Genomic DNA, 21,273 nt, shown 5'->3' on the forward strand with positions numbered 1-21,273 from the left:
ATCGGGTGGGAGTTTTTTGAGTTAAAAAATTGTTGTGACATGTCTATTTTTAAATTCTAACGGAGTCAAATTTTCAAATTGCTTAAAAATTTGAATAAAGTGGCTTTGACTAGAAAAGGTGAGCAACGTTGCAATTTCTTTATAGCTTTTATCCGTAAAAAGTAATAAGTGTTTAGCTTCAGCTACTTTTTTTTGATTAATATAGGTGTGAACTGTTTGTCCAAGTGCTTTTTTAAATTCGGCAGTGATATGAGTAGGGTGTTTTTGAACAGATTCTGCTAAATCTTTTAAGGTAATCCGCTCATAAATATGTGCATCGATATAGTTCAACAAATCTTTTACTAAAAAATTGGTTTCTGAATATGGAAAATCGTGGATGAGTTCCATAAATAAAAGAGATGTTTCCTTGATATGCGCCATACATTCTGCTATTGTATGGATTTTTTGGAGCTTTTGGAGTAATGAATCCGATAAGCTATATGCTTGATTAACTGGAACGCCTTCATTCACACTCACTCTTGTCAAAATAGTGATCAGTCCAGAATACTTATATTTTAAGTTCTCGACTTTATTGAGAGAAAGCTTTGAGTTATAAGTGTAGTTCACTTTTTTAAATAGCCATTCGATTTTTTCTGGTTCATTTCGGCGAACTGCTTCAACATATCTTTTCTCAAATTCAAAAGAATCAAGGAATGGGTCCTCGAATCTTCGATTGTATAAATTATTCGTCAATATCGTTTCAGTATGTGCCGTAACTCTTCGATTTCGATAGATCCATTTATGTTGTTTCTTTGAAAGAACCTGCCCGTTTAAAAGGGAATAAAGGAGCTCAACAAATTCAACAAAAGTTGGTTGCGTTTCTTTTGAGTAATGAACGCCTGCTAAGTAATCATGATCGTGGAAAGTAAAAGTATCACTCTTGGTCCCTAAAATACCACAAGGACCAACTAAAACCTGGCAATTATTATTATCAGATAAATCACAGGTAAAGCTAGAAAAAAAGTAGTCTTGATCTTCATAAAAGAAAACTGTATGTTTCGGCGGAAGCTTTAAATAGTCTTGTTTCAGGTAATCAATGGTCCAGTCAGAATTTTTCGGAATAATGATGTGTCCTTCGTTATTGATAACAAACAAAGGAATGAGATATTTATGATAAAGACGTTTTAAAATTAGTGAGAGGGCTTCAAATTCCATTAGATACTCCTTTTTTGATATAAAGTCATTTATTTTAGTATATCTTAGTATGAAATCTTTATATAATCAACCTGAAATTTAAAACGGTTACAGGAGGGTGAGATGGAAGAACAAAAATTAAAAGAACTATTTGATTCATTATCGATTGACGACAAAGTTTCTCAAACGATTCAGTTGAATGGGGATCTCTTTGTTGAAAGCGGTGTAATGACTACTGGTCCAGTGAAAGATCTCGGATTTAAAAAAGAGCCGAACTTTTATGAAATTGGCTCAATTTATAACGTAAATGATTACCAAAAACTATATCAGATTCAAAAAGATGTGTTAACAAATAGCTCTCATAAAATTCCATTATTATTTATGTCAGACATTATTTATGGTTTTCGAACGATTTTTCCCATTCCATTAGCACAAGCAGGATCCTATGATTTCGATTTGATCCAGCAAGCAGCTGAAGTTTCTGCTAAAGAAAGTTACCTGAATGGCATTCATGTTGTGTTTTCTCCAATGTTGGACTTAGTTCGTGACCCACGGTGGGGACGCGTAATGGAATCTCCAGGCGAAGACGTTTATACGAGTAAGCAATTCGCCAAAAGTGTAGTGAATGGTTATCAAGGTGAAAAGGAAATGTACTTGAAAGAAAATCATGTTGCAGCTTGCATCAAACATTTTGCTGCTTATGGAGCTCCCGAAAGTGGGCGTGAATATAACCAAGTCGAATTATCCAATCAGAAATTATTCAATGAATATTTACAACCTTATCAAGCAGCAGTTGAGGCAAATTGTGAATTAGTTATGACAGCTTTTAATTTATTGAACGGTGTTCCAGCAACAGGGAATCAGTGGTTGAATCAGACGATTCTGAGAGAACGATTTGGTTTTAATGGCGTATTGGTATCCGATTATGCAGCAATTGCAGAATTGGAAACACATGGTTTTGCAAAAGATTCAGAAGATGCGGCAAAAAAAGCGTTGCTTGCTGGTGTTGATTTAGATATGATGACAGCTACTTATGCCAATGGATTACCTGAATTGGTCAAGAAGTCCGAATTTGCCAAACGTTTAGATGAAGCAGTTTGGCGTATCTTAGTCTTGAAAAATAAATTAGGCTTATTTGAAGATCCTTTCCGAGGATTAACGCAGGTGAACACGGGTGAAATTTTAACACAAGAAGCGAAAGACATTGCTACACAATTAGTCGAAAAAAGTTGTGTGCTCCTAAAAAATAAATCTTTGCTTCCATTGAAACCAAAATCTAATCAAAAAATCGCTGTTGTAGGTCCCTATGCTGACAGCCATTTTACATTAGGTTTTTGGGCATCAGTCAGTGGGAAGTCTTCAGATGTTTTTACACTGAAAGCTGGACTGTTAGAGCAATTTGATGAAGAACAGCTTTTTTTCACAAGAGGATTCAATCTTTATGAGAGCTATGAGCAATTTGGTCCACTGAAAGCTGGCTTTGAGCAATTGAATGGGCCAATCGAAGAGGAAAGCTTTCTGTTGCAACAAGCGATTGAACAAGCAGAAGCAGCAGACGTAATTCTTTTAACGATTGGCGAACAGTTTTTGGAAAGTGGGGAAGGAGCTTCAAAAACGAATCTTCAGTTACCAGAAAAACAAATTCGATTGATCAAGGAATTAGCAGAATTAAATAAACCAATTATCGGTTTGCTGTACACGGGTCGTCCCTTAGTGTTAACTGAGGTAGAAAAGTATTTTGATAGTTTGTTAGTAGTCTGGTTTCCAGGCGTGATGGGAGGAAAAGGAATCACAAATCTTCTGACAGGAAGAGCAAATCCATCTGCTCGATTGACAATGTCTTTTCCAAAAAATGAAGGTCAAATTCCTGTGTATTATGCCCAAACATCTACTGGTCGACCATTAGCTGACAGCACACATAGTGAACGTTTTGTATCCAAATATATCGACGCACCAAATGAGCCGTTATTTTCATTTGGGACAGGATTAAGTTATGCGACATTTGCTGGTCACTGGCAATCAGCAAAAGGAAATGAAGAAATGATTCGTTGTTCTTATGAACTAAAAAATAGGAGTGAACATGATGGATGGATCACCCCACAAATTTATTTGCTTAATTATTCAGCGGAAATTGTCCAGCCAATCAAACGTTTGATTGCTACCCAACATTTCTTCTTAAAAGCAAACGAGCAAAAAGTGATGACAGTTGAAATACCGAAAACAGTGTTCACTTATTTTGATAACCAAGGAGACTTACATTTTGATGCAGGAGAGTATGTTCTTCAATTAGATATCTTAGGAAAACAAGAAAATCTACCAATAAAAATCAGCTAAAGGAGAATCGTTATGGAAAAATTAGAAGCATTTTTAGGAAATAAATTATTGCCACTGACTCAGAAATTACAACAAAACAAAGTATTAGGTGCCTTGATGGAAGGATTTATTCGGACAAGTCCATTAACACTGGGAATTGCACTACTGACAATCATCGGCAATTTCCCAATTCCTGGATGGATCGATTATTTGACGAAAATCGGGATTTATCAACACGTTGAAGCAATTACCAATGGCGTGACTGGTGTTTTTTCTTTATATGTTGTTTATAGCTTAGCGTTTTCTTATGCCAAGCAATTACAAACAAATGAACGAAATGCAGCTCTGATTTCTTTGGCTAGTTTTATCATGTTGATGCCGCAACAAATCATGACAACAGTTACCCAAAATGGAGAGGCAACAGAACAAGCAATCGGTGCTTTACGATTAGACTATCTTGGTGGACAAGGGTTATTCATTGGAATGTTAGTTGCGTTATTAGTTACTCGATTTTATGCTTATTTATCAAATAAAAACTTGATGATCAAATTACCAGAAAGTGTTCCACCGATGGTTACGCAGTCACTTGCGCCAGTTTTTGTTGTTACGATCATCTTTACGTTGATCTTTTGTATCCGTGTAGGATTTGGTTACACTGTATCTGGCAGCATTTTCCAATTCTTTATTGATGTAATCAATGCGCCTCTGAATTCATTAGTTGCCAGTCCAATTTCAATTATTATCATCATGGAATTACTGGCTGTATTGTGGTTTTTTGGTATTCATAATGCCGTATTACAAGGACCTCTTGGCGCAATCAGCATGACCATGATTGTGGGGAATATGACTGCTTTCCAAAGTGGAGAAAAATTGCCTTACTTGTTACCATCAGTGATTTATATGGGAATGTACGCGGCGGGTTTTATGGGATTTGTTACATTTTTCATGATTCGTTGTCAATCGGCAAAAATGAAGCAACTTGGAAAACTTTCATTTATTCCATCAATCTTTAATATTACAGAACCATTGATGTTTGGTATGCCAATCATCTTGAATCCAATTTTCTTTATACCACAAGTTTTCACACAATTAATTGCAGGCTTTGTTACATGGGGGTTAACAAGTACGATTTTACCGATTTCACTTAATCCAACAATGTCCCTTTTACCATGGACTACGCCAACCTTTATTAAAATGCCGTTTGCTGGTGGGTTAAATTATACAATTTTGATGTTCATTTGTTTAGGGATTGGGATCGTGATGTGGTATCCATTTATTAAAATTGCGGATAAAAAAGAATATGAGTTGGAGCTTGCTTTAGAAAAAAATAATGTGTCAACTGAAAAGAAAGATGAAATTCAAGCTTAGACGTGGAGGATAATGAGGAAAAACAAAATGAAAACATTAAGTATTGATATTGGTGGAACTTTTGTGAAGTCAGCCTTGGTGTATGGAAATCAACTGTCTGATAAAAAAAGTATACCTACACCAAAAAGTCTGACAGAATTAACACGTTTATTTCAAAAATTAATTGACGAATATCAGCAAAAAGCGACCTTTGAAAAGGTTGCTTTAGCTGTACCGGGTTCTGTCAAAAGCACTGGTGTCGTTGAATTTGGAGGCGCAGTGCCCTATTTGGATCAAGTAAATTTAGTAGAACGTATTAGCTCCTTTTTTTCAGGTGAAGTGGTGATTGAAAATGATGCGAAAGCCGCTACCCTTGGAGAACTGAATAAAGGGAGTTTACAAAATACCAAGAATGCTGCAGCACTGATTTTAGGGACAGGTGTCGGATTAGGTCTGGTAATTGATGGAAAACTATACAGAGGCACACACCATCAGTCTGGCGAAATCAGTTTTTTGATTCGTGATCGTACCATTTTAGGTGCTGATTCTTTTGTTGGCAAAGGGCTTTCGGCCGTAGTACTGATTGAACAGCTCGCAAAAGTCCTTGAACTTCCTAAAGATGGGAAATTAGTTTTTGAACAGCTGAAACAGACAACGAATGAAGAGGCAAAAAAATTATTTGCAATCTATTGTTACGAAGTAGCCCTTCTCTGCTTCAACTTACAAACGATTTTAGATATTGAAAAAATCATAATTGGTGGAGGAATTAGCCAACAAAAACTATTGATTGACGGAATTCAACACCGTTATAATCAATTCTTTGAGCTTTCACCAATAATCGAACAAACATTACGAAAAATACCAATTGAATCGGCAAAATTTAAGGCAGATGCTAATTTGATTGGCGCAGCGGAGGTAACGAACGAATGAAAGAAAATTTTTTGTGGGGCGCTTCAACGAGTGCGTATCAAGTGGAGGGTGCCTGGAATGAAGATGGAAAAGGACCTTCTGTTCAAGATAACAAGGCGATTCCTGAAGGGACAACTGATTTCAAAGTAGCCATTGACCACTATCATCGCTTTAAAGAAGATGTGCAACTTTTCAAAGAACTCGGCTTGAAAGCATACCGTTTTTCCATTTCATGGAGTCGAGTGATGCCAAATGGTCAAATAAATGAAGAGGGGCTTGCCTTTTACGAGTCTTTGATTGATGAATTGATTCGCCAAAATATCGAACCAATCGTAACAGTGTTTCACTTTGATTTACCTGTTTATATGGCAGAGAAAGGTGGCTGGGAAAACCGCGAGACGATTAACGAATTCGCAAGCTATTGCCAATTATTATTTGAACGCTTTGGGAAAAAGGTTCCTTATTGGCAAACGATCAATGAACAAAATGTGATGGCACTTGCAGGCTCTGTCATTGGAACAAGTAACAAATCAATGAAAGAAAAATTTCAAGAAAATCATCATATGTTAGTTGCGCAAGCCTTAGTAACAAAACACTTTCATGAACAAGGTCATCCAGGAAAAATTGGACCAGCACCAAACATCGCTAGTGTATACTCCGCAACTGATAAACCAGAAGATCAGTTAGCCGCTTTGTACATGAGTGCGCTACGCAACTGGCTGTTTTTAGATGTAGCTGTTTACGGAATCTATAATCATAATGCTTGGCATTTATTAGAAAGCATTGGTGCAGCTCCTGTTGTAACAGAAGAAGACAGAGAAATCTTAGCTGCTGGCACCTGTGATTATATTGCGTTCAATTATTACAATACAATGACGGTTTCGGCTTATTATGAAAAGGAAAATAAAATCGATCAACAATCAGGTTTTGGCATCCCAGGGTTCTTCCAATCTGTTTCCAATGAGCATCTACCCCTAACAGAATTTGGTTGGCCAATTGATCCTGCAGGTTTTCGTTTTACATTAAATGAGATTTATTCACGTTATCGCTTGCCACTTTTGATTACCGAAAACGGTATTGGTGCTAAAGATACGTTAACGACTGCTGGAGAAGTTCATGATAATTATCGAATTGATTATTTGAAAGATCATATTGAGCAATTGGAATTGGCTATAAAAGATGGTGTGGATATTATCGGTTACTGTCCTTGGAGTGCGATTGATTTGATCAGTACCCACGAAGGAATCGAGAAGCGCTATGGCTTTATTTATGTGAATCGAACAGAAGAGGATTTGTTGGATCTAGCTCGCTATAGAAAAGATAGTTTTTATTGGTATCAAAAAGTGATTGCAAATAATGGACTATAAATAATCAGTGAGAGGTGTCACTATGTACACGCAAAAAATAACTTTTGATTCTCGTGCCGATACGGGATTAACGCTTTATTTAAATGATCAGTTAGTTTCAATGGATCGAATTAAAAAGCGGCCTTTTATTTTAGTGATTCCAGGTGGAGGTTATAGTTTTTGTAGCGAAAGAGAAGCAGAACCAATTGCTTTAGCTTTCGTTGCCAAAGGATACCATGCTGGTGTTTTACGCTATCATGTGGGTGAACAACGAGATTTTGCACAGTCGTTACGAGATGGTGAACGTGCTTTAATCGAGATCAAAAAAATCGATTCATGTTTTAAAGTCGCACATGACCAAATTGCGGTGATTGGTTTTTCTGCTGGTGGTCATTTAGCGGCAGCAATGTCGACAATATTGGAGGAGAAACCTGCTTTGTGTATTTTAGGTTATCCTGCTATTTTAGCTTCCTTTGCAGAAGTGATGGAAATCGAAGCGCCTTCGTTAGATGCTTGTGTTACGCCAGAAACACCACCAACATTTTTATTTTCGACATTTGAGGATAATGTAGTGCCAATTGAGAATTCTTTACTTTATTTAGCTGCATTGGAAGAAAATGATGTCCCTTTTGAAAGTCATATTTTTCAAAAAGGATTACATGGTTTATCGTTAGCAACGAAATGGTTTGGTGCCTCACCTGAAATGATTGATGAACGGTTTGCTCGGTGGTTTGAGTTAGCTTGTGAATGGCTTGAACTGAATTGGGCCCAACCTAGAAAGTCTTTGGCGACGGAGGAAAAAGAGGAGTCACTCAAGCCTGTGTTCGAGCAATCGTTACAGCATTTAATGAAAGAAAAAGGAATGCAAGAACTACTTATCAAAGAATTTCCAAAGTTTTCCGAAAAGAGTTATTACAAAATCATTCGTAAGTTTACATTGAATCAACTGCATCGACTAGCACCTGAAATTTTTTCATCAACAAAACTGACACTTGTTCAAGAAAAATCGAGAAAAATTTTTAGAAAGCGGGAAGAAAGCAATGAAATGTTTGATTGTACCAGAAAGCTATAAAGCTTCGACTAAACTTAGTCAAAACCATCCTCATCAGCTAGAAAAGGTTAGTGGATTTCGTAACCAGTGCGCAGCTTTTCAAATTTTATTATATGACGGCAAAAAAAACCAGTTTAGCTTAGATCATCAATTTGCCATTCCAGATGAGATTGAGATTCCCATGTATCGTGTGTCTATTGAAACAACTTTACCTTATGAGGCGCAGTTTGTAGATTATTATATGGGAAAAGATGAGATTGCTTACGCAGACAAACTACTTGAGGAACGTGCGCATACATTTAGTGGTGATCGTTATGCACCTATTTATGTCGAAATCCCGTTAAGTAAAGACCTAGCGAGTGGTTCTTATTCCATTGATTTTTCGATTTATCGGTCATTTATCAATCAAGAGGAACAACTAATCTTGCAAAAATCAGTTGAGCTAACAGTTTCAGATTTTGTCTTTCCTGATTGTCCGCAAGAAGAGTTCAAATTAGATCTGTGGCAACAGCCATCTAATTTAGCGCGCACTTTTCAAGTACCTTTGTGGGGGGGAGCGCACTTTGAATTAATTGACAAAATGGCAAAACTTTTATCTGAGATTGGCCAAAAATCCGTAACGGTTATTGCTGGAGAGATTCCTTGGAAAGGTTGGTTTAATTATATTGTCAAAGATTATCCGGCTAATCTTTACGAATACTCTATGATTCCAATTCGGAAAGACCAAACGGGAAAGCTACTTTGTGATTTTTCAATTTTGGATCGCTATCTTGCTTGTTTTGCAGATTATGGCATTAATCAAGAAATTAATCTTTTTGGACTACTAGGTGTTTGGAACCCACCTTATTTTCCGGTCAATAAGCGATTTGAGCACACTGAAAAATTAGTTCTTCGTTATTTTGACGAAAGTACAAAGCGAATCGCATTTATTGAACAAAAAGCAGATTTCACATCCTACTTAGAACAGTTAGTCACACATTTGAAAGAACTTGGCGTTTGGGGAAAAACTTATTTCAATGCTGATGAGCCTAAGAAACATGAGATTCATCAATTTATGACAGCTTTACAGGAACTAAAAGCGATTGAGCCAACAATTAAAACAAAAGTTGCTTTTGATAAAGAAGAAGTGTTACACAGTTTGTTACCAGTGATTGATTACCCCGTGACTTCGTTTTATTGTACCTGTCAAAATTATCAAGAACTGACAAAAAAATTCCCGGGAAAAACACAATATTATGTTTGCAATTACCCGTCAAAACCGAATACTTTTTTACACAGTCCACTATTAGAAACAAGGGTACAAGGTGTTCTTGCTTACTTTTTCAAAACAGACGGACTTTTGCGATGGGCATTGAATTGTTGGCCAACTAACGCACGCACTGACATTCGTTACAATACTGCGGCTTTACCTATTGGCGATAACTGTCTGATCTATCCTGGGAACAATGGTCATTTACTACTTTCTTTGCGCTACAAACAATTAAAACGTGGCATTGAAGATTTCTGGTTGTTAAAAGCAGCGGAAAAGCAGGATAAAAAAGCAGTCGAGAACATTTTAGAAGAATTTCTAGGTATTACTGATCCGACAAAATGGATGCTAGACAGTCACCAAGCAAATGAACATGCATTTCAGTTATCAGAACAACAGTATCAGCACTTGAGGTCTTCATTGATTCAGCAATTGACCCAAATAAGCCAAGGGAGCAGTGTACAATGAAGAAAAAAGTTCAAGTAATTACATTAATTAGTGCGTTGATTTTATCGGGTATCTCTTTTTCTCCAGCAGATGCAGTAACCAATGAAGATACCACAAGTAGTTCCAGTAAGCTAGTTGAAACAACAACTGATACACAACAGACAAGTGAAACAAGTACCGATATAACAACTGATACACAGACCGATGAAACAAGCACTAACACTTCAACTACTAGTGATTCAACGAAAAATGAGTCCACTGAGGCTACCGAATCAACTGAGTCAACTGAGTCAACTAACACTACAACGGACACATCTGCTGATTCCAATCAACCTAAAGCTGACGATTCTGATGAACAAGCAATTCTTGATGCAATTGGCAAAGGGGATAATTTTAACTCACGCTTATATTTGAATTATTTTGGCGGGAAATTAGATACATTGTTTGCTACGACTAGTGGCAGTGGATTCGATATTGGTTTTTTGATGTTATACAGTGGGCAACTTGGCTTAGCGAAAACACAATTTGAAGTTGATTCATTAGTAATCAAGCAATTGATGTCCACCTATTTGCTTTATGATATTGCTTTTGCAAAGGACAGTCACTTTATGTCTTTATTAGCAAATAATGATGGTACGTCACCTTCAGAATACACAGGTTTTTATCCGAATACACTACCATTAGAAGGAACTGCACTGAATAATCAGACAGGGAAACCAATGAACCTAAAGGCCTATTATGTCAATCAGAATTCTGACAAAACAGTAATTATCCATGGTGGCTTTCGCGGAAATTGGGATAATGGTGTTGTGACACCAGAATACGATAATTTTTATCAAGCAGGGTATAATTTATTGTTTGTTGATTCACGTACTACTGGTGGAAGTGACGGAGATTTCGTTACGTATGGACAATACGAGTCAGATGATGTTTTGTACTGGATCAATCGTGAAGTTCAAACAAAACCGAATCAAGGCATATTATTGTATGGTGGATCAATGGGAGCAGCAACAATGATGTCTGTTTTGGCGAAACCCGCACCAAAAAATGTAAAAGGAATCATTGAAAACTGTGGCTTCCAATCCATTGATGAGCAGCTGCGTTATACTTATACTAACTTAGTGGCCCCTGCGTTAGAGAATATACCCGGTGTTGATTTAGATATTGTCGCAGACCAAGCACACGAAGATCTTTATATGCAGCTGCTAAAAGAAAATTACTTTGATCAGGAACTGCATTTAAATACGACTGAAAATCTTCCAATCTTAGGAATGAGCCAAACAGATATTCCTAAGTTATTGATTCATGGAACGGAAGATAACGTCGTACCCGTTTCAAATGCACAAAGTCTTTACGACGTGTCAAAAGGATACAAAGATTTAGTTTTGGTCGATGGAGCAGGACATGGTGAAGCACAAAAAGTAGACCCAGCAACCTATAATCAACATGTTAGTGATTTTTTAGCTGTAGTCTTTAATGATCAAGTAAAAGTACGTTATGTAGATGAACAAAACGAAAGTCTTTTATCAGACAAAGAGCTCATACTTTCTGGTTTTTATGGAGAGTCGTATCAAACAGAAGCAAAAACATTTGATCACTATGAATTAGTTTCTGTTGAAGGTCTCGAGCAAGGAACATTTGATGAAACTATTCCTGTTGTGACCTATAAATATAAAAAAGTGTCCTCATCGACAAGTGACTCTTCCACAAACACCGATACTTCAGAAACAATGACAGATTCTTCTTCTTCACAGCCAATAGCTACATCAGATCCAAAAGATCCAAAAGATGCAAGATCTGAAGCGAAGAAAGATTCGTCAGCATCCTCAACAGAAGCTAGACCAAAAAGTTATCCAAAAACTGGCGAAAAGAAATCAATAGTACCGCCAATTTTTGGAGGTCTGGTAGTCGTAATAGTTGGAGCCATCAATTTTTGGCGGAAAAGGAGATCATAGATGAAATGGTTGAGACGAATTTTATTCAGCATTTTAATACTTGTAGGGATAGTTTTTCTCGGAAGTTGGCTAACAGTTCAATTAACACCTAATCCAGTTAGCCATTTCGTTCGTAAGCAATTTGATACCAGTCAGCAAGCACAAGTTTATCCACGACCAGATTTTTATACGCATGATGCACAAGAAGTATCCATTGAGAAGGATGTGAGCTATCAATCAACGGGAAAAAATAATCTCATGGATATCTATATCCCTAAAAATCAACCTAAAAAATTGCCTATTTTATTTTGGGTTCATGGTGGTGCCTATGTTGGTGGAGACAAAAAGGATTGTGAAGATTACTTAACAATGCTAAGTGCAGAAACAAAAACGGTCATAGTCAATCTGAACTATGGACTTGCTCCAGAAGCAAAATACCCGACACCTGTCAGACAATTAAACGAAGCGATAGCAACAATCAAAGAACGTACGATTGCTAACATCGACTGGGAACAGGTTTTATTGGGTGGTGACTCAGCGGGCGCACAAATTGCTAGTGAATATTTAATTCGTTTATCTAATTCGAATTTGAAAGAAATTAATCAATTAACGCCTGCATTAAAAAGTACGCAAGTGAAGAAATTCATTTCGCTTTCTGGCTTACTTGCGCCAGATAAATTTGCAGAAATCGATGACCCCATCTCAAGTTTCTTATTTAAGCAAAGTGGTTGGGCATACTTTGACCAAAAAGATTTTGCGAGTGACACAGATATCAAAGATTTAGCATTAGCAAATCATGCCAATGATTTATCACAGGCGTTTTTCTTTACAGATGGAAATGAGAATACATTTACGAAACAAATGGAAACTACTGTAAAATCGTTAGAAAAAGCAGAATTATCTGTCACAGAAATTTCGTATAAAAAGCCAACTCTGGGACATGAATATCAATTTGATTTTAGTAAACCAGAAGCAGAAAAAACATTTGATGCACTGGTTCGTTTTGTAAATGATCAAAGTTAGTGGAGAAAGACTGGAACATATTTTTGTTTCAGTCTTTTTGTTAACTATCATGAAATATTGAAACTTCCTGTTGACTGGATGCATGGCATGTTTTTGCTGCTGTTGAAACCATCAAAATGGTCTGTTATGATTAAGTCAATAATTAAAGGAGGTTTTTGTTTGACAGACTTATGTTTACTTTCGGTAGTCGCATAGTTATTAAAAAACTTAACTATAGAGAGGTTATTACAAAGGATGCAAATTAGAACAATAAACAAAAAGGATTTTTTAAAAGTCGATAAAATGATTCGTGAAGCTTTCGAACATACAGAACGTGGATATGGTAATGAAGCTGAATTAGTTAATAAGATACGTGCTAGTGACACATACAATCCTGCTTTAGAAATGGTTGCTGTTGATGACGAGAATTCTATAGTAGGTCACGGATTATTAAGTGAAGTGGAAATTGTCGACTCTGTCAGAGTTTCATATGTGGGATTAGTTTTGGCTCCACTTGCTGTGGAAGTTGGTCATCAAGGTGAAGGAATAGGAAGTAAAATCTTGATAGAATTAGAAAAGATAGCAAAAGAACTTCATTATCGATTTATCAGCATCCTTGGTCATCCGGAATACTATCCAAGACTTGGCTATGTCCCAGCAAGTAAGTACAGTGTTGAGGCGCCTTTTGCTGTCCCTGATGAAATGTTTATGATAAAACCATTATATGAGGATGCATTAGATTCAATTAGTGGCACAATAAAATATTCTGATGCTTTTAATGAATAAAAAAGGGAGCTGATACCAGCTTCTTTTTTTATTGTTATTTTCGTTTTCAAAATGAATAGAGTAAAAATATATAGTAGAAAAGTGCATGAGGCTCAAGTATCTATAAACCATTTACTTTCCCTTCATGACTATTTGCTATTCAAAGTCGAAAATTACGAAGGACACATACGAGAATCTGAACAAAAATTACAATAAATAGCTAAAAAAAACTTTACCATGCTAAAGGGCATAGTAAAGTGGGGGCGAATAACAGAAATTTAGTTGTTGATTCGCGTTCGATTTGTCATACTGACATTTCCTAGATAGCGGTATAAAGGTAAGATATCTGTCTTCTTGGGAAACTCGAATTTATGTAATGCGTGTACTTCATTGTTTGAACGTTGGTTAATATTTTTAAGGTAAGTGATTGTGATCTCGCTGTCGTCTAATCCGGTTCCAGCAGTTTCCATATCAACTTCAACGATTGAATCAAGATGAATCGAGTGGAAGGCGGTTTTCTTACCAGTTGCTCCTTGTTTGTCTACGAAAATTACTCGATGATTTGTAAAAATCAACGCGTCTCTGACCAATTGATAACCCATTGTGATTTCTTCATTGTCGAAAAGATATGCTCCATATTCTTGAGTCAATTGTTCTGGTGTTTTTTCTGAGTAATTTCCTAAAGCTCCTTGTACAAGATTATTAAATAATGCCATAATATTACCTCCTAAGTTGTTGTTTTTTATGTCTCAACACCTAAGCATAATCAACTATTTAGCTAATCATACTTTATTTTATCGTACCATATCGTGCATAATTATAGTATATATTTTTAAGTTATAAATCCGTTGTTTATTACTAAAAACTGAACCAAATATCTAAGTGGTGCTATAATAAACTTACGATAATTGAAATGAGGTCTATAAAATGATGAATGAAACATTTTTAGAAGTAATGAAGCATGAGGGAGCAGTGACAATAATTTCTTCGAGTGAAGAAACTCCGGGATTTCATGCAGTAAACACTTGGAACAGCTACGTTCAAATCAGTGATGATAAATTATATATCCCTGCGGCTGGGATGCACAGTGTCCAACAGGATATCGAAAAAAATAATCAAGTGATGCTAACGGTTGGAAGCAAAGAAGTCATCGGTACAGTAGGGCTTGGTGCAGGATTCCACTTACACGGAACTGCTGATTTTATCAAAGAAGGGCCAATTTTTGATGAAATGAAGGAAAAGTTTCCTTTTTTAAGCCGTGTGTTGCAAATAACTGTTACTGATGTTGAGCAAAAAATCTAACAAAAAAAGGACCAGCTCTCAACAAGCGGTCCTTTTTTTGTTATGTTTAACCAAACATTCAAAACAGCATAGCTCTAAAACAAAACAGGGGCTTCACTTGCTACGCTCGGAGTTTTGGAAGCATTCAAAACAGCATAGCTCTAAAACTAATGCCCCCCAGAATGTAACTGGGGTTCTGTTTTGGAAGCATTCAAAACAGCATAGCTCTAAAACAAAGTATATCAAAAAGGTTTGTAAGTAGTTGTTTTGGAAGCATTCAAAACAGCATAGCTCTAAAACTCTAACTGACCGTTACAGTCCGTAGCAATGGTTTTGGAAGCATTCAAAACAGCATAGCTCTAAAACCCATCGAGAAGCTGGGTGATTGTTTTGCACGTTTTGGAAGCATTCAAAACAGCATAGCTCTAAAACAGTTGCAACTTGTTGAACATGATAATTATGGTTTTGGAAGCATTCAAAACAGCATAGCTCTAAAACAGGAAAACTGTTGCTGTGTTTGGTTTCCCTGTTTTGGAAGCATTCAAAACAGCATAGCTCTAAAACAATACTGCCGATAAAGCAGTTATTGCACCAGTTTTGGAAGCATTCAAAACAGCATAGCTCTAAAACCTCGGATTAAAATTTTTGAGGTTCCGTAATCGCACTACTCGCCCATAGCAAGGCTCCAGTTTGAATGCATCTTTATACTTATTTGGTATAATTTGTTGGCTATTTGAATGTCAACGAACAGTTTTCTTTAGTATAGCATAAGCTGACTTTCTGTCATAACCAGTTTTTTTTAGTTGCTAAATGAGTCGAAGCTACAGATACATAATTTTTTAAGGAACCAGCAAATCAAGATCGTAATCAAATCCATTTTCGTCACTTAGTTTTTTATAAAATTCACCACTTTTTTTGATTGTTCTTTTTTGGGTAGGTAAATCTAAGGAAACTAATCCGTAACGATTTTTGTAGGAATTGATCCATGACCAACAGTCAATGAACGTCCATAGATGATACCCCTTGATGTTGCAGCCGTCATTAATTGCTTTCCAAAGATAAGCTAAGTGATCTTGAATAAATTCAATGCGGTACTCATCAATTACTTGCCCAGTTTCATCCATAAATCGTTCCTCATTGGCAACCCCCATGCCGTTTTCGGAGATGAATGCCTCAATGTTTCCATAGTTGTTCTTGATATCCATACATAAATCATAGATTCCTTTTTCATAAATTTCCCAACCACGATATTCATTCATACGACGTCCGGGCATTACATGATTCTCAAAGAACCATTCAGGTAAGAAAGGGCCTTCTGGATTGATTGCTGTTAGGCGAGCTTTTACTCTGCGAGGTTCATAGTAGTTCAACCCTAAAATTTGGGCAGTATTCTCTTGAATCGTCGCTAGATCTTCTTGAGTAAAGTCGAGTGGCAACTGGTCATATTTGCTTAAAAGTTCTACTAATTTTGGTGGAAAGTTTCCTTTTACCATTGGATCTAAGAAACTTCGTGTGTAAAATAAGTCTGCAATCTCTGCGGCTTTGACATCAGCAAGATTCTGACTTCGTGGGAAGGTTGGGCTAAGATTTAAAATGACACCAATCTTGCTTGATAACTTGTATGTTTTAAAAACTTCGATTGCTTTTGCATGTGCTAAGATTGTAAAGAATGCAGCTTGACTTCCACGTTTAAAGTCAACCAAATTGGGGTAATGAAAGTCTTCTAAATAAGAGCCTAGAATGGGCCCAAGTGGTTCGTTAAACGTAAACCAATGAAAGACTAAATCACCAAATTCTTCAAAACACGTTTTTGCAAAATGAACGTAGGCATCAACGACATCTCGTGATTCCCAACCACCTTGGTCTTGTAACTTAGCAGGCATATCAAAATGATAAAGATTAGCAAAAACTTTTATTCCGTTTTTATTCATTTCAGTAAATAAATCACGATAGAAAGCAATTGCTTGTGGATTAACTTCGCCTACGCCATCTTGTGGAAACATTCTTGCCCAAGAGATAGATACTCGAAAAGAATTGTGTCCGGTTTGTTTCATCAATTGAACATCTTCTTTGTAACGATGGATATGATCGGTTGTGATTTCTGAACTGATTCTTTGGTAGAAGCGATTGGGTTGTTCTTTGTACCAACGTTCCCAAACTGTTTCAGCTTTTCCTGTTTCGCCACGACCTTCAGCTTGCTCAGCAGACCATGCAGATCCCCACCAAAAGTTTTCTGGAAATGATAATTTTTTGATTGTACTCATTGATAGACCTCCTTCAAATTCACTTCAATCATAACATCGCTTACAAATAAAATAAATACCTTTTTCTAAAATTATATATCTTTCTTAAGAGAGCTTGTTTTTTTTAGTTAAAAACAGCCAAAAGTATGGTAAAGTATAGAAGAAACTATTGTTTTAAGTGGAAGGAGGATACGTATGAAACAAATTCCAAAATATATGGAAATTTATTTAGATGTTAAACGGAAAATCATGGATGATAGGTATCAGGTTGGCGCCAAATTACCGACTGGTGATCAATTAGCAGAAGAATATGGAACAAGCAAATTAACTGTAAAAAAAGGGATTGATTTATTAGTATCTGAGGGTGTTTTGCGAACACGTAGTGGATTTGGTACAGAAGTCCTGCGTAAACCAATTGATAATTCAAAAGTTTTTGGTCCAAACGAAGGCTTACTAAGCACGGTGGGGGAAGAACATGTGGACTCTGAGATCCATACTTTTTCGATTGAACTTCCTTCAAAAGAGGTAGCAGAAATGTTGCAAATCAGCGAGAAAGATTACATTTACAATATTATCCGAAGCCGATTCATAGACCACCAACCTTATTCCATTGAACAAACATTTATGCCGTTGGCTGTTATACCTGGGTTGGAACCTAAGCATTTGAAAAAATCAGTTTATGCTTATATCACAGATGAATTAAATCTGGAAATAAAATCCTCTCATTTGTGGATCAAGGGAGATGTCGCTAATGAGTTTGATGCAAAAATCCTAAATATCGAGCCTGGTGAATTTATGATTGAAGTGGATAAAGTTGTTTCGCTGTCCTCAGGAGTTCCGTTTGAATATTCTTTATCTAGACATATCTACAAGGACTTTATTTTCGAAGCAATCTTTGTCGAAAAATAAAAACGCATATTCAACCAAAATAAACAGCAAGTTAAGCTTTTTTTCTTGCTGTTTATTTTTTTATTTTTACAAAAGTATATATTTTTACAAAAAGATATTTACTTTATCGAGAAGGCGAGTTATTATCTAGAAGAAGGCAATCGCTTACAAATAAAGGGGGAGAGTTTTATGGGTAAAAGTAAAAAAGAGGTTATCCTTGAAAAATTTGGGATAATCGCAACAAGATTAGGAAATCAGATTCACTTACGAACACTGCGTGATGCATTCGCAACTTTTATGCCTTTCATGATGCTAGCTGGATTTGTTACTTTGATTAACTATGTCATATTGGAGCCAACAGGTTTTTTAGGTCACTTTATTCGACCCGCAACCTTATCAACGATTCAAGAAATCGGAATTTCAATTAGCAATGGTACACTTAGTATTACAACATTATTAGTTGTAGCAGCAGTCTCTTATCATATGTGTGTTAGCCGCAATTATCAAAATTCAATCGCTGCAGTGTTAGTTGCTATTTCTACTTTCATTGTTCTCACACCAATGGTCATGATGTTTACTCCAGAAAATAGTCAAAAAGCAATAGAAGTGAATGGCGTGATTCCGATTGCTTACACCGGAGCTTCAGGCATGTTTGTCGGTATTTTTGTTGGTCTTGCAGCTACCGAATTATTTATCAAATTATCTAAAAATGAAAAACTTCAGATCAATTTATCTGGCAATATTCCACCAGCTGTTCTGAAATCATTTAACGTTTTGATTCCGATTATGTTGACCATTACCATATTCGCAATTGGTTCATTTGCTATCAATCAGTTATTCCATATGGATGTCAATACATTGATCACAACGATCATTACAAAACCTTTGAGTAAAATCACTACTGGACTACCAGGATTCTTATTGTTAACATCCATTGCAAATCTGTTTTTTGGTTTTGGAATTCATCAGGCTGTCATTTCTGGTTCATTACTCGATCCATTTTTGATTCAAAATATGCAAGAAAACATGGCTGCCTATGCCAATAAAGAAGAGATCCCTCATATCATCAATATGGCTTTCAAAGATACTTTTGCTGTAATGGGTGGTTCTGGTAATACAATTGCTTTACTTATTGCGATTTTTATTTTTAGTCGTCGTAAAGACTACAAAGACTTTGCTAAGTTATCTGTTACGCCAGCTATTTTCAATATCAGCGAGCCGATTATTTTTGGGTTACCAATTGTGTTTAATATTAGCTTGATTATTCCATTCGTTTTAGCACCAATATTTTCACTAACTGTTGCTTATTTTGCAACAGCAGTTGGATTAATTAATCACGTCGTTGTCCAAATTCCTTGGACGACACCGCCAATCATTTCTGGGTTCTTAGCAACTAGTGGGGATTGGCGTGCCGCAGTTCTTCAAATTCTGATTATTGCTGCTAGTGTGTTCATCTACTTACCATTTTTACGTATTGACGAAAAAGTTACGTCTAATATGACAAAATAAATTTCAAATAGATTAAAAAAAGCGAACAGTCCAATTGTTCGCTTTTTGTTTGCTTAAACAAAAAGTTTCTTTTCACTTCTGAAGAAAGAAAAAATATGTTATGCTAGACAAGTAAAAAATAATAGAATCTACTCACAAAGGGGAGCCTTTCGAGGCTGAGAATGAGTTTACTCTAAACCCTCCGTACCTGTTTCGGTCATACGAACGTAGGAATTGTGACGAGTGGAAGTGTAGCTAACACTTCTCCTTTGTGAATTGTGGTGATTCTAAAGGAGGAGTTTTTTTATGCATTCAGAAACAAAAGTGTGGATTGAAGGGACGATTATTGCAGCATTAGCGATGGTGCTTTCATTGATTCCACTAGATATTGGAAGTAGTTTTACCTTATCGATTGGACAAATCCCAATCACTATTTATGCTTTACGTAGGGGTCTTAAAGCGGGATTAGGCGCTGGATTGATTTGGGGATTATTACACTTTTTAATGGGCAAAGTTCAATTTTTGAGTGTCCCACAAGTTTTAATTGAATACCCAATCGCATTTACATTTGCTGGGTTTGCTGGGGTGTTTGCCTTGTCCTTACATCGCGCAATGGTGAATGGAGAGACACCCAAAATTTATGGAATTCTAATTGTTTCATCGGTGGTTGGAACTTTTACTCGATTTTTCTGGCATTTTATTGCGGGTGGTATTTTTTGGGGGGGCTACGCACCAGAAGGCATGAATCCTTGGGTGTTTTCATTTGTTATGAATGGCGCGAGTGGTTTAGCCACTGCATTTGCCGTAGCAATCGTGGTCATTATTTGTTATCGAGTGGCACCAAAATTATTTGATCCTTTGAAGTAGAAGTAAGAGAACTAAACTGAACAACAAAAAAACTCTTAAAAGACTTAGAACACAGGAGCCTTTTAAGAGTTTTTTGTTTATGCCAGTGATTTCTTTGCTAGCTGCGAAGGAGAAAGACCATAATATTTTTTGAAGAGTTTACTAAAATGATACGCATCTTGATAACCTACAGCTTGAGAAATTTCTCTGATAGTTAGTTGTTCGTTTGCTAAAAGCTCCTTGGCATGTTTCAGTCGAACTTGGATAAGATAATTGATAGGGCTCATACCCGTAGACTCTTTAAAAACTTTTGATAAATACGTGGGACTAACATACAACGTATCAGCTAATTGCTCTAAAGTAATTTCTTGCGTGTGATGGTTTTCTAAATAATAAATCGCATGATTGACTAAATATTGTTTTCGTTTAGCATTCTTTGAAAGGGCTAGAGTGACTGTATTATCTTTCACTTTTTCTAGGCTTCTTAAAATAAGTACTAACATTTCGATAATTAACGCTTTGACCATTAATTGAAATTCAGGTTGTTCTTCACTATATTCTTTAACTAGACGCCATGCTTTGTCGAGAAATTCCCATTGATATTCCCCAAGATTAAGAATTGCTTTTTTAGTTGGTAAGTGATTTCTCTTTAGTCCGTCTAATGAAATATTCGTTAAACCAATATGAAGTTGATGCGAATAAGTTCCTGATTTTTGTTGTTCCCCGTGATGAGTCCCAGGATTAAAGAGCATAATTTGACCAGCATTTAATTGAAATTCTTGTTCCTCGATGGTGTAGTTCGCTTGGCCTTCTAAAACAATACTGATTTCTAGAAAATCATGGGTATGGATGTCACTTTTGTTTCCTTGTTCGTTCCAAGGGTCAAAAGCATAAATAATTTCTGGGTTAAATATTTGGGCATTTGCATAACTCATGAATGAAAACCCTTTCTTTTAGATTTGATAATATTGTACATCAAAACAAGTAAGAA

Annotated in this window: 17 protein-coding genes, 1 CRISPR repeat array and 1 riboswitch; of the genes, 13 read left to right on the plus strand and 4 right to left on the minus strand. The window is 36.3% G+C overall.

The features are described from left to right. Positions 1 to 21 precede the first annotated feature (21 nt). The gene (locus JZO71_RS01905; protein ID WP_206897908.1) at positions 22 to 1,194 is read right to left on the minus strand and encodes an AraC family transcriptional regulator; all 1,173 of its coding nucleotides are present in this window, start codon (positions 1,192 to 1,194) and stop codon (positions 22 to 24) included. Between the two features lie 102 nt (positions 1,195 to 1,296). Between JZO71_RS01905 and JZO71_RS01910 the strand changes: the two genes are divergently transcribed. The 9 genes from JZO71_RS01910 (at position 1,297) to JZO71_RS01950 (ending at position 13,557) form a co-directional block, all read left to right on the plus strand. Continuing rightward, positions 1,297 to 3,507: a glycoside hydrolase family 3 N-terminal domain-containing protein gene (locus JZO71_RS01910; protein WP_206897909.1), complete on the plus strand. Its 2,211-nt coding sequence runs from the start codon at positions 1,297 to 1,299 to the stop codon at positions 3,505 to 3,507. Between the two features lie 12 nt (positions 3,508 to 3,519). Continuing rightward, on the plus strand, positions 3,520 to 4,854 hold the full coding sequence (locus JZO71_RS01915) for a PTS sugar transporter subunit IIC (RefSeq protein WP_206897910.1): 1,335 nt from the start codon (positions 3,520 to 3,522) through the stop codon (positions 4,852 to 4,854). A gap of 27 nt (positions 4,855 to 4,881) precedes the next feature. After that, complete coding sequence (locus tag JZO71_RS01920) at positions 4,882 to 5,763, plus strand: ROK family protein (RefSeq protein WP_206897911.1); 882 nt, start codon at positions 4,882 to 4,884, stop codon at positions 5,761 to 5,763. Then, positions 5,760 to 7,109, plus strand: coding sequence for a glycoside hydrolase family 1 protein (locus JZO71_RS01925; protein ID WP_206897912.1), 1,350 nt, complete (start codon positions 5,760 to 5,762; stop codon positions 7,107 to 7,109). Before JZO71_RS01920 ends, JZO71_RS01925 begins: the two co-directional genes overlap by 4 nt. A 22-nt stretch (positions 7,110 to 7,131) precedes the next feature. Then, positions 7,132 to 8,160 (plus strand): alpha/beta hydrolase, encoded by a 1,029-nt coding sequence (locus tag JZO71_RS01930; protein ID WP_206897913.1) that lies wholly within the window; start codon positions 7,132 to 7,134, stop codon positions 8,158 to 8,160. Continuing rightward, positions 8,129 to 9,856 carry a DUF4091 domain-containing protein gene (locus JZO71_RS01935; RefSeq protein ID WP_206897914.1) on the plus strand — a complete coding sequence of 576 codons (1,728 nt, stop codon included), beginning with the start codon at positions 8,129 to 8,131 and terminating at the stop codon, positions 9,854 to 9,856. Before JZO71_RS01930 ends, JZO71_RS01935 begins: the two co-directional genes overlap by 32 nt. Then, positions 9,853 to 11,790, plus strand: a complete 1,938-nt coding sequence (locus JZO71_RS01940; protein ID WP_206897915.1) for an alpha/beta fold hydrolase — start codon at positions 9,853 to 9,855, stop codon at positions 11,788 to 11,790. Before JZO71_RS01935 ends, JZO71_RS01940 begins: the two co-directional genes overlap by 4 nt. Next, entirely contained in the window at positions 11,791 to 12,792 is a 1,002-nt protein-coding gene (locus JZO71_RS01945) for an alpha/beta hydrolase (protein ID WP_206897916.1), read from the plus strand. Between the two features lie 234 nt (positions 12,793 to 13,026). Beyond that, positions 13,027 to 13,557: a GNAT family N-acetyltransferase gene (locus tag JZO71_RS01950; protein ID WP_206897917.1), complete on the plus strand. Its 531-nt coding sequence runs from the start codon at positions 13,027 to 13,029 to the stop codon at positions 13,555 to 13,557. Between the two features lie 257 nt (positions 13,558 to 13,814). On the opposite strand, the gene JZO71_RS01955 is transcribed toward JZO71_RS01950, so the two are convergent. After that, complete coding sequence (locus JZO71_RS01955) at positions 13,815 to 14,252, minus strand: PH domain-containing protein (protein WP_206897918.1); 438 nt, start codon at positions 14,250 to 14,252, stop codon at positions 13,815 to 13,817. Between the two features lie 214 nt (positions 14,253 to 14,466). Here JZO71_RS01955 and JZO71_RS01960 point away from each other — a divergent pair, with 214 nt between their 5' ends. Next, a complete protein-coding gene (locus tag JZO71_RS01960) occupies positions 14,467 to 14,838 on the plus strand; it encodes a pyridoxamine 5'-phosphate oxidase family protein (protein WP_206898065.1) in 372 nt (123 codons plus the stop codon). A 45-nt stretch (positions 14,839 to 14,883) separates the two neighbouring features. Next, a CRISPR array of direct repeats spans positions 14,884 to 15,447; the repeat unit is 36 nt; unit sequence GTTTTGGAAGCATTCAAAACAGCATAGCTCTAAAAC. Positions 15,448 to 15,656: 209 nt separating this feature from the next. On the opposite strand, the gene JZO71_RS01965 is transcribed toward JZO71_RS01960, so the two are convergent. Beyond that, entirely contained in the window at positions 15,657 to 17,081 is a 1,425-nt protein-coding gene (locus tag JZO71_RS01965; RefSeq protein WP_206897919.1) for a glycoside hydrolase family 1 protein, read from the minus strand. A gap of 174 nt (positions 17,082 to 17,255) precedes the next feature. Between JZO71_RS01965 and JZO71_RS01970 the strand changes: the two genes are divergently transcribed. The 3 genes from JZO71_RS01970 (at position 17,256) to thiT (ending at position 20,303) form a co-directional block, all read left to right on the plus strand. Beyond that, entirely contained in the window at positions 17,256 to 17,969 is a 714-nt protein-coding gene (locus tag JZO71_RS01970) for a GntR family transcriptional regulator (protein WP_206897920.1), read from the plus strand. Between the two features lie 168 nt (positions 17,970 to 18,137). Continuing rightward, a complete protein-coding gene (locus JZO71_RS01975; RefSeq protein WP_206897921.1) occupies positions 18,138 to 19,457 on the plus strand; it encodes a PTS sugar transporter subunit IIC in 1,320 nt (439 codons plus the stop codon). Positions 19,458 to 19,585: 128 nt separating this feature from the next. Further along, positions 19,586 to 19,687: riboswitch (TPP riboswitch) on the plus strand. A gap of 55 nt (positions 19,688 to 19,742) precedes the next feature. Further along, a complete protein-coding gene (gene thiT / locus JZO71_RS01980; protein ID WP_206897922.1) occupies positions 19,743 to 20,303 on the plus strand; it encodes an energy-coupled thiamine transporter ThiT in 561 nt (186 codons plus the stop codon). A 77-nt stretch (positions 20,304 to 20,380) separates the two neighbouring features. Here the strand turns inward: thiT and JZO71_RS01985 are convergent, their stop codons facing one another. Further along, positions 20,381 to 21,217, minus strand: a complete 837-nt coding sequence (locus JZO71_RS01985) for an AraC family transcriptional regulator (RefSeq protein ID WP_206897923.1) — start codon at positions 21,215 to 21,217, stop codon at positions 20,381 to 20,383. Positions 21,218 to 21,273: the final 56 nt, after the last annotated feature.

Origin of the sequence: Candidatus Enterococcus courvalinii, from assembly GCF_017315945.1 — a bacterium.
In the GTDB taxonomy this organism is placed as follows: domain Bacteria; phylum Bacillota; class Bacilli; order Lactobacillales; family Enterococcaceae; genus Enterococcus_B; species Enterococcus_B courvalinii.